Below are 14,312 nucleotides of genomic sequence, written 5' to 3'. Positions count from 1 at the left end.
GGAAGTTTCGTGACAGCACAGGCCTTGTTCGATACCGGTTGCATCCATGGACAGCGTCGCCCCCCAATCCCATCCCGATGGCCTCTCCGATTTCGACAGCGCCGGCATTGCGGCCGCCGTCGACACGCTGGCCAAGCAGCACTCCGGCCGGGAGGACATGTTCCGCGCCGCCGTGGTGCAATTCCTGAAAGCGGAGCTGGTCAAGGCGCGTGCCGCCGCGCAAGCCCAGCTGTTGAAGGATCGGCACGGACGGCGCTGCGCCGAGCAGCTCTGCTTCGTCCAGGACGAGATCATCCGCATCCTCTACGCCGCGGCCACCCAGCACCTGTATCGTTCGGAGGTGCCGAGCGGCGCCGAGCGCATGGCCGTGGTCGCGACCGGCGGCTATGGCCGCGGGCTGATGGCGCCGGAGTCCGACATCGATCTGCTGTTCATCCTGCCCTACAAGCAGACCGCCTGGGGCGAGCAGGTCGCCGAGGCGATCCTGTATTCGCTGTGGGACATGGGGCTGAAGGTCGGCCACGCCACCCGCTCGGTGGATGAATCGATCCGCCAGGCCCGCGGCGACATGACGATCCGCACCGCGATCCTGGAGACGCGCTATCTCGCCGGCGACAAGCCGCTGTATGACGAGCTGGTCCAGCGCTTCGACAGCGAGGTCGTGCAGGGCACGGCCGCCGAGTTCGTCGCCGCCAAGCTCGCCGAGCGCGAGGAGCGGCATCGCCGCGGCGGCCAGTCGCGCTACCTGGTCGAGCCCAACGTCAAGGACGGCAAGGGCGGCCTGCGCGACCTGCACACGCTGTTCTGGATCGCCAAATACGTCTACCGCGTGCGCGAGACCGCCGAGCTGGTCGAGCGCGGCGTGTTCGACGCGCATGAATACCGCACCTTCCGGCGCTGCTCGGACTTCCTGTGGTCGGTGCGCTGCAATCTGCACTTCGTCAGCGGACGCCCCGAGGAGCGGCTGTCGTTCGACCTGCAGCGCGAGATCGCGGTCCGGCTGGGCTACACCAGCCACCCGGGCATGCAGGATGTCGAGCGCTTCATGAAGCACTACTTCCTGGTCGCCAAGCAGGTCGGCAACCTCACCGCCATCCTGTGCGCCAAGCTGGAGGACCAGCAGGCCAAGGCGGCGCCGGTGCTGAGCCGGATGATCTCGCGCCTGACCACCGGCTCGACCTGGCGGCGCGTACCGGAGAGCGACGACTTCATCGTCGACAACAACCGCATCAACCTCGCCGCGCCCGACGTCTTCAAACACGATCCGGTCAATTTGATCCGCATCTTCCGCCTCGCGCAGAAGAACAACCTCGCCTTCCACCCCGACGCGATGCGCGCGGTGACGCGTTCGCTCAACATGATCAACACCGAGCTGCGCGAAAATCCCGAGGCCAACCGGCTGTTCATGGAGATCCTGACCTCCAACGACGCCGAGACCGTGCTGCGGCGGATGAACGAGACCGGCGTGCTCGGACATTTCATCAGCGCGTTCGGGCGGATCGTGTCGATGATGCAGTTCAACATGTATCATCACTACACGGTCGACGAGCATTTGATCCGCTGCATCGGCTTCCTGCAGGAGATCGAGCGCGGCGGCCATGATGAGTTCGTGCTCGCCTCCGATTTGATGCGCAAGATCCGGCCGGAGCACCGCGCCGTCATCTACATCACCGTGCTGCTGCACGACGTCGCCAAGGGCCGGCCGGAGGATCATTCGGTCGCCGGCGCCAAGATCGCCCGGCGGCTGTGCCCGCGGCTCGGCTTCAACAATGCCGACACGGAGCTGGTCGCCTGGCTGATCGAGGAGCATCTGACGATGTCGACGGTGGCGCAGTCGCGCGACCTGTCGGACCGCCGGACCATCGAGAAGTTCGCCGCCGTGGTGCAATCGGTCGAGCAGATGAAGCTGCTGACGATCCTGACCACCGCCGACATTCGCGGCGTCGGCCCCGGCGTCTGGAACGGCTGGAAGGCGCAGCTCCTGCGCACGCTGTACTACGAGACCGAGCCGGTGCTGACCGGCGGCTTCTCCGAGGTCAACCGCGCCAAGCGCATCACCGCGGCGCAGGCCGAATTCCGCAACGCCTTCACCGACTGGCCGGAGGACGAGCTCAACACCTATATCGGCCGGCACTATCCGGCCTACTGGCTCAAGGTCGAGCTGCCGCGCAAGATCCGCCACGCCCGCTTCGTGCGGTCGAGCGAGGATGCCGGCCACAAGCTCGCGATCAATGTCGGCTTCGATCCTGCGCGCGGCGTCACCGAGCTGACGATCTTCGCCATGGACCATCCCTGGCTGCTGTCGATCATCGCCGGCGCCTGTGCGTCGGCCGGCGCCAACATCGTCGACGCCCAGATCTACACCACCACCGACGGCCGCGCGCTCGACACCATCGCGATATCGAGGGAATATGAGCGCGACGAGGACGAGGGCCGGCGCGCGACGCGGATCGGCGAGACCATCGAGCAGGTGCTGGAGGGCAAGCTGCGGCTGCCCGATGCGGTGGCGCGGCGGACGACGCGCGGCAAGCAGCACAAGGCGTTCTCGGTGGAGCCGGAAGTCTCGATCAACAATCAATGGTCGGAGCTCTACACCGTCATCGAGGTCTCCGGCCTCGACCGTCCCGGCCTGCTGTACGAGCTGACCACCGCGATCTCGAAGCTGAACCTGAACATCGCCTCGGCCCATGTCGCCACCTTCGGCGAGCGCGCCCGCGACGTGTTCTACGTGACCGACCTGCTCGGCGCCCAGATCAACGCGCCGACCCGGCAGGCCGCGATCAAAAGTGCGCTGCTGCATCTGCTGGCCAGCGACGACGCAGCGGCTCAGCCGGCGGCGTGACGAGAGAGGACCTGTCGGCGCAGCCATTGCGGCCGTCGGCGCGGGCATGATTGAGGGGGCCGGCAACGCCGCCGGTCTCGAATGGCTTGGGGGAGCCGAACCATGGCATTGATTGCAAACATCGTCGTCGGGCTGATCGGCCTGCTGCACGTCTACATTCTCGTGCTCGAGATGTTTCTCTGGACCAAGCCGGCCGGCTTGCGGGCCTTCAACAACACGCCGCAGCGCGCCGAGGCGACCAAGGTGCTCGGCGCCAACCAGGGCCTCTACAACGGCTTCCTCGCTGCCGGCCTGTTCTGGGGCCTGGCGCATCCGGCGCCCGCTTTCGCGTTCCAGATCAAGATCTTCTTCCTGCTCTGCGTGCTGGTCGCCGGGCTCTACGGCGCTGCCACTGCCAGCCGCAAGATCCTGTTCATCCAGAGCGTGCCGGCGGCGATCGGCCTGGTGCTGGTCTGGCTCGCGGGCTGAGGCACGCCGCATCGTCAAAACCGCTGTCGTCCCGGACAAGCCGTGACGCGCATCAGCGCGTCGCGGCTTGTCCGGGACCCATAATCCCGGGCGACGTTTGAGGCGGGAACGCCACTCCGAGCCGTCGCCACACGACCATTGGTGGCTATGGATCCCGGCTCGGCGCCCCGCCGTCGCGACGCGACGCCAGGGCTTGGCCGGGATGACACCGAACTTGTTGCCAGCCGGGCACGTCATGGCGACATCGCCGGAACCGCACCCGCCCATTCCCTCGCCTTGCGCCGGCCACCCCGTTCCTCCACACTCCCTCCCAGCGATGGCGTCCCTCGGGGCAGACCAGCCGCACAACAAATCAGGAGGAACGATAGACCCCATGCGACAGGGAATTTTCCGCTTTGCCGCTGCGGCCGCGTTGGCCGTCACCCTCTCCGTCACGTCAGCCCAGGCCCAGAAGAAGTACGATCCCGGCGCGTCCGACACCGAGATCAAGATTGGCCAGACCGTGCCGTTCTCGGGTCCCGCCTCGGCCTATGCCTCGATCGGCAAGACCCAGGCCGCCTATTTCAACATGATCAACGAGCAGGGCGGTATCAACGGCCGCAAGATCAAGCTCATCCAGTATGACGACGCCTATTCGCCGCCGAAGGCGGTCGAGCAGGTGCGCAAGCTGGTCGAGGACGACGAGGTGCTGCTGACCTTCCAGATCATCGGCACGCCGTCCAACGCCGCCGTCCAGAAATATCTCAACGCCAAGAAGGTCCCGCAGCTGTTCGCGGCCACCGGCGCGACCAAGTTCACCGATCCGAAGAACTTCCCCTGGACCATGGGATACAATCCGAACTACTTCACCGAGGGCCGCATCTACGGCCAATACATTCTGAAGGAGCATCCCAGCGCCAAGATCGGCGTGCTCTATCAGAACGATGACCTCGGCAAGGACTATCTCAACGGCATCAAGGCCGGCCTCGGCGACAAGGCCTCGATGATCGTCGCCGAAGCGTCTTACGAGGTCTCCGATCCGACCATCGATTCCCAGCTGCTCAAGATCAAGTCGGCCGGCGCCGACCTCTTGTTCTCGGCCGCGACGCCGAAGCAGGCCGCGCAGGCGATCAAGAAGCTGCACGAGCTCGACTGGCACCCCGTGCACATCGTCGACATCAATGCGACGTCGGTGGGCGCCGTGCTGCAGCCGGCGGGACTGGAGGCGTCGAAGGGCGTGATCTCGGTCAATTACGGCAAGGACCCGCTCGACCCGCAGTGGAAGGACGATCCGGGCATGAAGCGCTATTTCGAGTTCATGGCCAAGTACTATCCGGACGGCGACAAGAACTCGAACTTCAACACCTACGGCTATGGCAACGCCGAGCTTCTGGTGACGATCCTGAAGATGTGCGGCGACAATCTCACCCGCGAGAACGTCATGAAGCAGGCAGCGTCGCTGAAGGACGTGGTCGGCGACCTGTCGCTGCCGGGCATGAAGATCAACACCTCGCCGACCGACTACCGCGTCAACAAGCAGCTGCAGATGATGAAGTTCAACGGCGAGCGCTGGGAGCTGTTCGGCCCGATCCTGGAGGACAAGGGCGCGGCGGGTTAGTTCGGCTGACGGTCTCGGCGTCTGCCCTCGACTCTCGAACCTCATGGTGAGGAGCGCCGCGCCCATCAGCTCGCTCTTGCGAAAGCGACAAGCTCGCGGCGCGTTCGGGCGATGCACTTGCATCGCCCTGAGAACCGGCCCGAACTGGGGCCTCGCCCTTCGAGACGCCCGCCTCCAGCGGGCTCCTCAGGGTGAGGAGTGGAAGCTGTTTACTGGTAAGGGGCTGCGCAATCGCGCGGCCCTTTTGCGTTGCGGCACCGATTGCGCCGGTTGGTCGCTCCAACAAGCGTTGCCTTGTCGACTTGCTTCCTCCACACTCGCGTGCAGCGATGGCGAGATAACACCAAGAAGAACCATCGACAAACATCACCGGAGGGAGGACTCGCATGAGAACGTCACTGTTCGGTCTCGTCGGCGTCAAGGCGTGGGCCATCGCGCTTGCTGCGTCGCTGACCGTCGCGCTGCCTGCATCATCCGCCTACGCCCAGAAGAAATACGACACCGGCGCCACCGACACCGAGATCAAGATCGGCCAGACCGTGCCGTTCTCCGGCCCGGCGTCCGCCTATGCCGGCATCGGCAAGACCCAGGCCGCCTATTTGCGCATGATCAACGAGAAGGGCGGCATCAACGGCCGCAAGCTCAATCTCATCCAGTATGACGACGCCTATTCGCCGCCCAAGGCGGTGGAGCAGGTGCGCAAGCTGGTCGAAGGCGACGAGGTGCTGTTCACCTTCCAGATCATCGGCACGCCGTCGAACGCGGCCGTGCAGAAATATCTCAACGCCAAGAAGGTGCCGCAGCTCCTGGCCTCCACCGGAGCGTCGCGCTTCACCGATCCGCAGAATTTTCCGTGGACCATCGCCTACAATCCGAACTACCAGTCGGAAGGGCGGATCTACGCCAAATACATTCTCGCCAATCACCCCAACGCCAAGATCGGAATCCTCTACCAGAACGACGATCTCGGCCGCGACTACATCGCCGGCCTGCGCAGCGGCCTGGGCGCCAAGGCCGATACGATGATCGTGTCGGAGGCGTCCTATGAGCTGTCCGACCCGACGGTGGACTCGCAGATCGTCAAGCTGAAGGCGTCCGGCGCCGACCTGCTCTACAACGCTTCGACGCCGAAATTCGCGGCGCAGGCGATCAAGAAACTCGCCGACCTCGCCTGGAAGCCGGTGCACATCCTCGACATCAACGCCAGCCCGGTGTCGGCCACGCTCAAGCCGGCCGGCCTCGACATCTCCAAGGACATCATCAGCACCAACTACGGCAAGGACCCGGCCGATCCGCAATGGAAGGACGATCCAGGCGTGAAGGCCTATTTCGAGTTCATGGACAAGTATTATCCGGAAGGCGACAAGCTCAACACGGTGAACACCTACGGCTATTCGACGGCGGAGCTGCTGGTGCAGATCCTGCGCCAGTGCGGCGACGATCTGACGCGCGAGAACGTGATGCGGCAGGCCGCCAACATCAAGGGCTACGTCCCGAGCCTCGCGCTGCCCGGCCTCTCCATCAACACCTCGCCCACCGACTTCCGCATCAACAAGCAGATGCAGATGATGCGCTTCAACGGCGAGCGCTGGGAGCTGTTCGGCCCGATCATCGAGGATACGGGCGCGGCGGGGTAGATCGCGCTAGCGTAAGTCTAGCCGTTCAGCGCGCGTGCGCGCGCTAGAGAGAGAGACAGGGAATCGCGCCAAGCACCCCACTGCGCTCCCTCCCCCCTTGTGGGGGAGGGTTGGGGAGGGGGGTACTCCGGACGACCGTCTCCGTGGCTACCCCCTCCCTAGCCCTCCCCCACAAGGGGGGAGGGAACGGACTATTTCCGTGGTCAGCACGGTGGCCCAATCGCTGCCGACAGCCACGCAGCGTGGCGGGATAGCCGCACCGTTGCCCAAGACGCCGCCGTCATGCCCCCCGCAGGCGAGGCATCCAGTACGCCGCGACGTCTCGGGTGATCACAACCGTCTCTGGAATGCTGGGACACCCGCCTTGCGGGTGACGACACTTGTTGCCTTGGCAATCGCCACCGCCTCGCACGGGCGTATCAATCGCCGCCGACGCTCCCCAGGTCGCGCTGCTTCACCACCCGGTCGATCAATCCCCAGTCCTGAGCCTCGTCCGCCGTCATGAAATGATCGCGATCGAGCGTACGCTCGACGTCCTCATAGCTGCGGCCGCAATGCTCGGCATAGAGCCGGATCATGCGGCGCTTGGTCTGCTCCATCTCCCTGGCGTGGATCATGATGTCGGACGCCTGGCCCTGAAAGCCGCCGAGCGGCTGATGGACGTGGAGGCTGGCATTGGGCAAGGCTGTGCGCTCGCCGGGTTCGCCCGCCATCAGCAGGAACGATCCCATCGACCGCGCCGTGCCCATGCACAGCGTGTGCACCGGCGCCTTGACGAATTGCATTGTGTCGTACATCGCGAGCCCGCTGGTGACCACGCCGCCGGGCGAATTGATGTAGAGGTGGATCGGCCGCTTCGGGTTCTCGGCTTCGAGAAACAGCAATTGCGCGCAGACCAGAGCGGACACGGTGTCGTTGACCTCGCCATTGAGGAACACGATCCGTTCGCGCAGCAGCCGCGAATAGATGTCGAAGGACCGTTCTCCCCGGCTGGATTGCTCGATGACCATCGGGACGAGCTGCATCGTTTCGCGCATCGGCGACCTCCAGGCTGGTTGGTTTGTCGAGAACAGTGAAGCGTCAGGCCGCGCGCATCAGGCTGCGTGCGTTGCTGTTGGCCGCCCGCGGCATCGGCGCCATCGCGCGTGCAGCCGCCAGTCCGTGAATGATGCGGAGCCGCGTGCCGCCGACCGCATTGGGTGTGAGCTGGAAGGTGACGATACTCTCTAGAAACGGCGGCTCATCGTCGCGCATGCGGTAACGGACCTCCTCGCCCGGCGTCGCGGAGATCGGCGCGTCCTGGACCAGATCGCCACTCGGCAGCCAGCTGTCGCGCAGCGCGGGGATGCTGAGCGCGCGCCAGACCTTCTCCGGCGGGGCGTCGAGATCGTAGTCGAGAACGAGTTGTTGGTCGCGCGAGGGAGCCTCGAGATCGGTCATTGGTCCATGTCCTTCAGCAAGGTCTTCAACGCATCGACGCGTGACGGCCAATAGGCGCGGTACTTCGCCAGCCAGCGCGCGATCAGCGCCAGCCCATCGGGATCGACCTCGTAGTTCACAAATCGCCCCTGCCGTTCTTCCCGCACCAGTCCGGCATTGCGCAGCACAGCCAGGTGCTGCGACATCGCCGGCTGGCTGATCGTCATGCCCTCGCGCAGCGCGCTCGCATTCATGGGGCCGGCCGCCAGCTTCTCGAAGATCGCATGGCGCGTCGGATCAGCCAGGGCCTTGAAGATGTCACTCTCGATCATGACGAGACATAAGCATATACTTATGTAATGCGCAAGCGGCTCCGATTTCCTTTGAATGAAGATGTGTTCGGGCAGCGACGCGGATAAGCGCCGCCGTTGGCACGCTCTTACCCAGCCATCGCTGCGCTCCCTCCCCCCTTGTGGGGGAGGGTTGGGGAGGGGGGTACTCCGGGCGACCGTCTCCGTGGCTACCCCCCTCCCTAGCCCTCCCCCACAAGGGGGGAGGGAACGTACCGTTTGTGTGGCGAAGGCAAGGGTCCACACACGACGACAACAAACTACACCGGCACCTCGCCGAAATTCTTCCCCACCGGCAGAACCGCGTGGCGGATCAGCCGCGAGTCCTCCACCGCCGCCTGGCGATGCTTCACCGCCTCGCGATAGACGGGGTCGCGGATCATCTCGACGAAGGCCTGCACGCTCGGATACTCCGCGATGAAGCAGTGATCCCAGCGCTCCGTTTGCGGACCGATGAGCATCAGCTCGAAGCGGCCCTGCCAGACGATGCGGCCGCCGAGACGTTCGAACACCGGGCCGCTCTCGCGACCGTAAGCCGCATAGGCTTCAGCGCCGCTGACTTTGCGGCCGTCGGGATAGGCCGCCTCCTCGCGCAGCCGAACCAGGTTCAGCATGTGGATCGGCCCGGGCCGATCGTTGTCGCGAAACTGCGCGAACACCTCCTTGGTGGGATCGATATGGCCCATCAGCTTCCTCGCTTGTCGTTGTTTACCTCGGCTTAACCATAACGCGGCGTTAGCACCGCGGAACTCCTAATTGCGCGTTAAGCTCTTCCTAACTGCCCCTTAAACTCCACCCACTACCGTGGTTGGACGGCAGGGCTCGGGTTGCGTATGGCGCGGGGACGGAAACAGGGCGGCGGCGGACGCAAGGAGCCGCGATTCGGCCTTGCGGCGGCGATGGCCGACCTGCGCCTCGATCCCAAGGACCGCATTCCGGCGGGCGAGGACGCGCCGAAGAAATCGGCGAAGAAGAAACCGGTTCAGCCGGACGACGAGGACGATGTGCCGGCGCGCGAGCCGAAACCCACACCACCGAAATCGAAGCCTGCCCGCGGCAAATCACGCTGGGGACTATCGATCGGCCGCATGGCCTATTGGGCTGTCGTGTGCGGCCTGTGGGGCGTGATCGCGCTGGTCGGCGTGGTGATCTGGGCCGGCGCGCATCTGCCGCCGATCCAGTCCTTGGAGATCCCGAAGCGGCCGCCGACCATCGAGATCGTCGGCTATGACGGCACCATGCTGGCGCAGCGCGGCGAGATGGCCGGCGCCAATGTCGCGCTGAAGGATCTGCCGCCCTATCTGCCGAAGGCGTTCATCGCCATCGAGGACCGCCGCTTCTATCAGCATTTCGGCATCGACCCGATCGGCATTGCGCGCGCCGTGGTCGCCAACATCCTGCATCGCGGCGTATCGCAGGGCGGCTCGACCCTGACGCAGCAGCTCGCCAAGAACCTGTTCCTGACCCAGGAGCGCACCCTCGCCCGCAAGCTGCAGGAGGCGGAGCTCGCGCTGTGGCTGGAGCGCAAATATTCCAAGCGCGAGATCCTCGAGCTCTATCTCAACCGCGTCTATTTCGGCTCCGGTGCCTATGGCGTCGAGGCCGCCGCGCAGCGCTATTTCGGCAAGTCGGCGCGGCAGGTGACGGTGGCCGAGGCCGCGATGCTCGCCGGCCTGGTCAAGTCGCCGTCGCGGCTGGCGCCAAACCGTAATCCTGAGGGCGCGGCCAAGCGCGCGCAGACCGTGCTGGCTGCGATGGCCGACGCCAAGTTCATCACCGACGCCCAGGCGCAGGCCCAGATCGCGCATCCTTCCGTGGCGGTGAAGCCGGCCGGCGCCGGCACCGTCAACTACGTCGCCGACTGGATCGGCGAGGTGCTCGATGATCTCGTCGGCCAGGTCGAGGACTCGATCGTGGTCGAGACCACGATCGATCCGAAGCTGCAGAGCGTCGCGGAGGCCGCCATCATCGACGAGCTCGCGGCCAAGAGCGTGAAGTTCAATGTCAGCCAGGGCGCGCTGGTGGCGATGACGCCTGACGGCGCGGTGCGCGCCATGGTCGGCGGCCGCAATTATTCCGACAGCCAGTTCAATCGTGCGGTCACCGCCAAGCGGCAGCCCGGCTCGGCGTTCAAGCCGTTCGTCTATCTCACCGCGATCGAGCAGGGGCTGACGCCGGATACGGTCCGGCAGGACGCGCCGCTGGACCTCAAGGGCTGGCGGCCGGAGAACTACACGCGCGAATATTTCGGTCCGGTCACGCTGACACAGGCGCTGGCGATGTCGCTGAACACGGTCGCCGTGCGGGTCGGCCTCGAGGTCGGACCGAAGAATGTGGTGCGCACCGCGCATCGGCTCGGCATCGCCTCCAAGCTCGACCCCAATCCGTCGATCGCGCTCGGCACCTCCGAGGTGTCGATGATCGAGCTGGTCGGCGCTTACGCGCCGTTCTCCAATGGCGGCCTCAGCGTGTCGCCGCATGTGGTGACGCGGATCAAGACGCTCGACGGCAAGCTGCTCTACATGCGCCAGAACGAGCAGGCGGCGCAGGTGATCGACCCGCGCAACGTCGCGATGATGAACCAGATGATGCAGGAGACCTTGATCTCGGGCACCGCCAAGAAGGCGGAGATCCCCGGCTGGGTCGCCGCCGGCAAGACCGGCACCAGCCAGGATTTCCGCGACGCCTGGTTCATCGGCTACACCGCGCGGCTCGTCACCGGCGTCTGGCTCGGCAATGATGACAACTCGCCGACCAAGAAAGCCACCGGCGGCGGCCTGCCGGTCGAGGTCTGGACCCGCTTCATGCGCGCGGCGCATCAGGGCGTGCCGGTCGCCGCGCTGCCGAACGCGCAAGGCGCTGGACTGCCGACGCTCGCGCAGATCGCCTCGCAGATCACGGCGCCATCGGCCCCTGCCCCGAATGCCGCCTACTCGGCGCGCTCGACGGCGCCGAGCCCTGCGCGCGGCAATGTGCGGCCCGAGCCCGCTGCCGGCCTCGACGGCTGGCTGGTGGACCGCCTGTTCGGCGGTCGCTGAGCTGAGCCAGACTCGTTCTCGCCACACCCACCGTCATTCCGGGGCAAGGCCGCAGGCCTTGAACCCGGACTCTCGAGATTGTCCGGCGTTCTTTCCAAAAACATCGGGATTCCGGGTTCAATCGCCAACACGCGCAAGCGCGCGTTGACGACTGCCCCGGAATGACGATCCCAAGCGTTGGACGATGATCAGGCTTGGACGGCTAGCCCGCCGCAGCTGTCGCCGGGCGCGGCACCGACCCATCCTTCGCGGGCCCCGCCGCCTGCGCCAGGGCGCGTCCGATCTGGCGGAGCATCAGGCTGGCGCGATGGGCGCTGTAGTCCAGCAGCCAGCGGCTGAAGTCGCCGGCGGCCATCGGGCGGGCGAACAGGAAGCCCTGCATCGCGTCACAGCCGAGTTCGGCGAGCAGCTTGCGTTGCGGCTCGGTCTCGACACCTTCGGCCACCACCTTGACGTCCAGGCTCTGGCCGACCCTGACCACCGCGGTCACGATCGCCCGCGTGCCGCGCTCGTTCTCGAAATCGCGCATGAAGCTGCGGTCGATCTTGAGCTCGTGGATCGGCAGCTGCGCCAGCCGGCTCAGGCTGGAATAGCCGGTGCCGAAATCGTCCAGCGACAGGCCGACGCCCATGTTGCGCAGCTCGCTCATGGTCGCGATCACGGTGGCGCGCTCGTTGAGGATCACGCCCTCGGTGATCTCCAGCATCAGCATCTTCGCCGGCAGGTCGTTGGCCGCGAGAATCTGCGCCACCAGCGCCGCGAGATTGACGTTCTGGAAGTTGATCGGCGACAGGTTGACCGAGATGCAGGGGATGTCGAGACCGGCGCGGCGCCATGACGCCATCTGCTGGCACGCCGTCTTGATCGACCACACGCCGATCTGCTCGATCAGGCCGCATTCCTCGGCGAGCGGAATGAACTTGGCCGGCGAGACCTCGCCGAGCACCGGATCGTGCCAGCGTGCCAGCGCCTCGACGCCGTGGATGGCGCCGCTCTTGGTGCAGATCTGCGGCTGGTAGTGCAGGGTCAGCGCCTCGCTCGCGATCGCCTCGCGCAGCGCGCTCGAATGCATCAGCCGCTCTTCGGCGAGCTTGTCGATGTCGGCGCTGAAGAAGCGGTAGGTGGCGCGCCCGGCCCGCTTGGCCTTGTACATCGCCGCATCGGCCTGCTTGATCAGCGTGTCGATGTCCTTGGCATTGTCAGGATAGAGGCTGAGCCCCATGCTCGCGGACATCGGAACCTGGCGCTTGCCGATGGTCAGCGGCATCGCCAGCGCAGCCGTGATCCGCGCCGCAGTCAGCGAGGCCTCCAGGGCATCGCGATTCTGCAACACGATGACGAACTCGTCGCCGCCGAGCCGGCCGAGAATGTCGCCGGCACGGATCTGCGCGCGCAGGCGGTTGGCGAAGCCGACCAGGAACTCGTCGCCCGCGGCATGACCCAGCGTATCGTTGATGTCCTTGAAATTGTCGGCGTCGAGGAACGCCACCGCGAGATGGCTGCCCTCCGGGCAGGCCTTGATCGCCTCGGCGATCAGCGAGGGGATGCGGGCGCGATTGGGCAGGCCGGTCAGCATGTCGTGATAGGCGACCTGCGAGATCGTCGATCGGACCTCCTGGCGCTCGATGGCCAGTGCGCCGAGCTGGACGCAGGCGGCGACGATCTGCTCATGCCAGGGACTGGGGCCGCGGCATTCCCGGAAGTAGAACGCGAAGGTGCCGATGACCCGGCCATCCTTGCCCTTGATCGGGGTCGACCAGCAGGCGCGCAGGCCCGCCTCCAGCGGTCCGGCCTTGTAGGGCTGCCAGCGCGGATCGTTGTCGATGTCGCGCGCCAGCACCGGCTCGCAGAGATAGGCGGCGGTCCCGCAGGAGCCGACATCCGGTCCGATGGCTACACCATCGAGGCTTTCGGAATAGGCCGTCGGCAGGCTCGGCCCGCCGAGCGGATGGATCTTGCCATCGGAGTCGACATGCAGAAGCGAGCAGACCACGTCCGGGGCCAGTTCCTCGACCCGGCGGCAGAGCTGGTCGGCGATCGCCGCGATCGACACGTCGGAGGCCAGCGCCGCCATGATCAGCTGCTGCAGCGAGCGCAGCTGCTTGTTCTCCCGGATGTCGCTGAGCAGGCCGACCAGATATTTGACCTGGCCGCGCGCGTTGCGGTGCGCCTTGACGTGCGCCGTGGTCCAGATCTCGCAGCCCGCCTTGTCATAGATCAGCAGGTCCTCCTCGACGCCTTGCGCGTCGATGATGCACTGCTTCAACCGGTCGACCATCTTGGGGTCGGTGCAGGGCCCGACGAGGAGCTTCTCGACATCCTGGCCGAGCACCTCCTCCGAGCTGTAGCCGAAGATGCTGGCAAAGGCCGCGTTGGTATAGAGGACCTTCAGCTCGTGATCGGTGACGATGACGGCACGGTTGCTGCGGTCGGCCACCGAGGTCAGCAGCGCGTTCTGCTCACGCAGGACCACGTCGGCGGTGATGTCCTGGAGGAAGAGGATCGCTTGCACTGGCGCCTGATCCGGCGAAAGCGCGCGCGCGCAGCATCGCAACCGGTTCCTTGAGCCGTCCGCATGCCGAAGGGTCAGCTCGCAAGGCTCGGAGTCCTGCTGTTGGCCCGCATCCGGGCCATCGCCATCGGCAGCGGTCGGCGCGGAGACCAGGTCGGCGGGCAGACCCAGGCTCTCGAGGTCGGCACCGATCAGCGCGGCCGTCTCCCGCCGGAGCAGCACCGAAGCCGCCCGGTTCGCGAAGTGAACACGGTGGTGTTGGTCGAGAAACAGGATCGCTTCGGAGGCGCGATCGAGCGCGGCCGAGAGCAGTTCGATAGACGCGGCCGGTTGGAACTCGCTTGCAAGCATCGTTCGATTCACGGGGCACTGCACGTTCTGAGAGAACGATCTGCACTTGGGTTGCAGCGACCGACCCGGCAGCTCGCAGGGACGTCACCTTGGTTATC

Annotated in this window: 10 protein-coding genes; 5 read left to right on the top strand and 5 right to left on the bottom strand. The window is 65.7% G+C overall.

The genetic code is table 11. The features are described from left to right. Positions 1-46: 46 nt before the first annotated feature. From ACQR1Y_RS09415 to ACQR1Y_RS09400, 4 genes are all read left to right on the top strand, one after another. On the top strand, positions 47-2,842 hold the full coding sequence (locus ACQR1Y_RS09415; protein ID WP_434858206.1) for a [protein-PII] uridylyltransferase: 2,796 nt from the start codon (positions 47-49) through the stop codon (positions 2,840-2,842). 102 nt (positions 2,843-2,944) lie between these two features. Further along, complete coding sequence (locus ACQR1Y_RS09410; RefSeq protein WP_434876198.1) at positions 2,945-3,310, top strand: DUF1304 domain-containing protein; 366 nt, start codon at positions 2,945-2,947, stop codon at positions 3,308-3,310. Between the two features lie 373 nt (positions 3,311-3,683). Beyond that, positions 3,684-4,907, top strand: coding sequence for an ABC transporter substrate-binding protein (locus ACQR1Y_RS09405; RefSeq protein WP_434876199.1), 1,224 nt, complete (start codon positions 3,684-3,686; stop codon positions 4,905-4,907). Positions 4,908-5,293: 386 nt separating this feature from the next. Beyond that, positions 5,294-6,544 (top strand): ABC transporter substrate-binding protein, encoded by a 1,251-nt coding sequence (locus ACQR1Y_RS09400; protein WP_434876200.1) that lies wholly within the window; start codon positions 5,294-5,296, stop codon positions 6,542-6,544. Positions 6,545-6,963: 419 nt separating this feature from the next. Here ACQR1Y_RS09400 and ACQR1Y_RS09395 read toward each other — a convergent pair whose 3' ends face one another. The 4 genes from ACQR1Y_RS09395 to ACQR1Y_RS09380 all read right to left on the bottom strand — a co-directional run bounded on the left by ACQR1Y_RS09395 (position 6,964) and on the right by ACQR1Y_RS09380 (position 8,999). Next, the gene (locus ACQR1Y_RS09395; protein ID WP_434876201.1) at positions 6,964-7,581 is read right to left on the bottom strand and encodes an ATP-dependent Clp protease proteolytic subunit; all 618 of its coding nucleotides are present in this window, start codon (positions 7,579-7,581) and stop codon (positions 6,964-6,966) included. 43 nt (positions 7,582-7,624) lie between these two features. Then, on the bottom strand, positions 7,625-7,984 hold the full coding sequence (locus ACQR1Y_RS09390) for an SRPBCC family protein (protein WP_434876202.1): 360 nt from the start codon (positions 7,982-7,984) through the stop codon (positions 7,625-7,627). Then, entirely contained in the window at positions 7,981-8,313 is a 333-nt protein-coding gene (locus ACQR1Y_RS09385; protein ID WP_434876337.1) for an ArsR/SmtB family transcription factor, read from the bottom strand. Before ACQR1Y_RS09385 ends, ACQR1Y_RS09390 begins: the two co-directional genes overlap by 4 nt. 260 nt (positions 8,314-8,573) lie before the next feature. Continuing rightward, positions 8,574-8,999 carry a DUF1330 domain-containing protein gene (locus ACQR1Y_RS09380; RefSeq protein ID WP_434858200.1) on the bottom strand — a complete coding sequence of 142 codons (426 nt, stop codon included), beginning with the start codon at positions 8,997-8,999 and terminating at the stop codon, positions 8,574-8,576. A 147-nt stretch (positions 9,000-9,146) separates the two neighbouring features. On the opposite strand from ACQR1Y_RS09380, the gene ACQR1Y_RS09375 reads away from it, so the two are divergent. Continuing rightward, a complete protein-coding gene (locus ACQR1Y_RS09375; protein ID WP_434876203.1) occupies positions 9,147-11,351 on the top strand; it encodes a transglycosylase domain-containing protein in 2,205 nt (734 codons plus the stop codon). A gap of 202 nt (positions 11,352-11,553) precedes the next feature. Here the strand turns inward: ACQR1Y_RS09375 and ACQR1Y_RS09370 are convergent, their stop codons facing one another. Beyond that, complete coding sequence (locus ACQR1Y_RS09370) at positions 11,554-14,214, bottom strand: EAL domain-containing protein (RefSeq protein ID WP_434858198.1); 2,661 nt, start codon at positions 14,212-14,214, stop codon at positions 11,554-11,556. Positions 14,215-14,312: the final 98 nt, after the last annotated feature.

Source organism: Bradyrhizobium sp. HKCCYLRH3099 (genome assembly GCF_051167855.1).
Lineage (GTDB): Bacteria > Pseudomonadota > Alphaproteobacteria > Rhizobiales > Xanthobacteraceae > Bradyrhizobium.
Note: the sequence above shows the minus strand (reverse complement) of the source record. Positions and strands in the feature narration are given on the sequence as shown.

What these genes read in the sequence shown, in the direction of transcription:
- ACQR1Y_RS09415 (WP_434858206.1), top strand. Translation starts at nt 47, where the DNA reads ATGGACAGCGTCGCCCCCCAATCCCATCCCGATGGCCTCTCCGATTTC.
- ACQR1Y_RS09400 (WP_434876200.1), top strand. Translation starts at nt 5,294, where the DNA reads ATGAGAACGTCACTGTTCGGTCTCGTCGGCGTCAAGGCGTGGGCCATC.
- ACQR1Y_RS09395 (WP_434876201.1), bottom strand. Translation starts at nt 7,581, where the DNA reads ATGCGCGAAACGATGCAGCTCGTCCCGATGGTCATCGAGCAATCCAGC.
- ACQR1Y_RS09370 (WP_434858198.1), bottom strand. Translation starts at nt 14,214, where the DNA reads ATGCTTGCAAGCGAGTTCCAACCGGCCGCGTCTATCGAACTGCTCTCG.
- ACQR1Y_RS09410 (WP_434876198.1), top strand. Translation starts at nt 2,945, where the DNA reads ATGGCATTGATTGCAAACATCGTCGTCGGGCTGATCGGCCTGCTGCAC.
- ACQR1Y_RS09390 (WP_434876202.1), bottom strand. Translation starts at nt 7,984, where the DNA reads ATGACCGATCTCGAGGCTCCCTCGCGCGACCAACAACTCGTTCTCGAC.
- ACQR1Y_RS09375 (WP_434876203.1), top strand. Translation starts at nt 9,147, where the DNA reads ATGGCGCGGGGACGGAAACAGGGCGGCGGCGGACGCAAGGAGCCGCGA.
- ACQR1Y_RS09405 (WP_434876199.1), top strand. Translation starts at nt 3,684, where the DNA reads ATGCGACAGGGAATTTTCCGCTTTGCCGCTGCGGCCGCGTTGGCCGTC.
- ACQR1Y_RS09380 (WP_434858200.1), bottom strand. Translation starts at nt 8,999, where the DNA reads ATGGGCCATATCGATCCCACCAAGGAGGTGTTCGCGCAGTTTCGCGAC.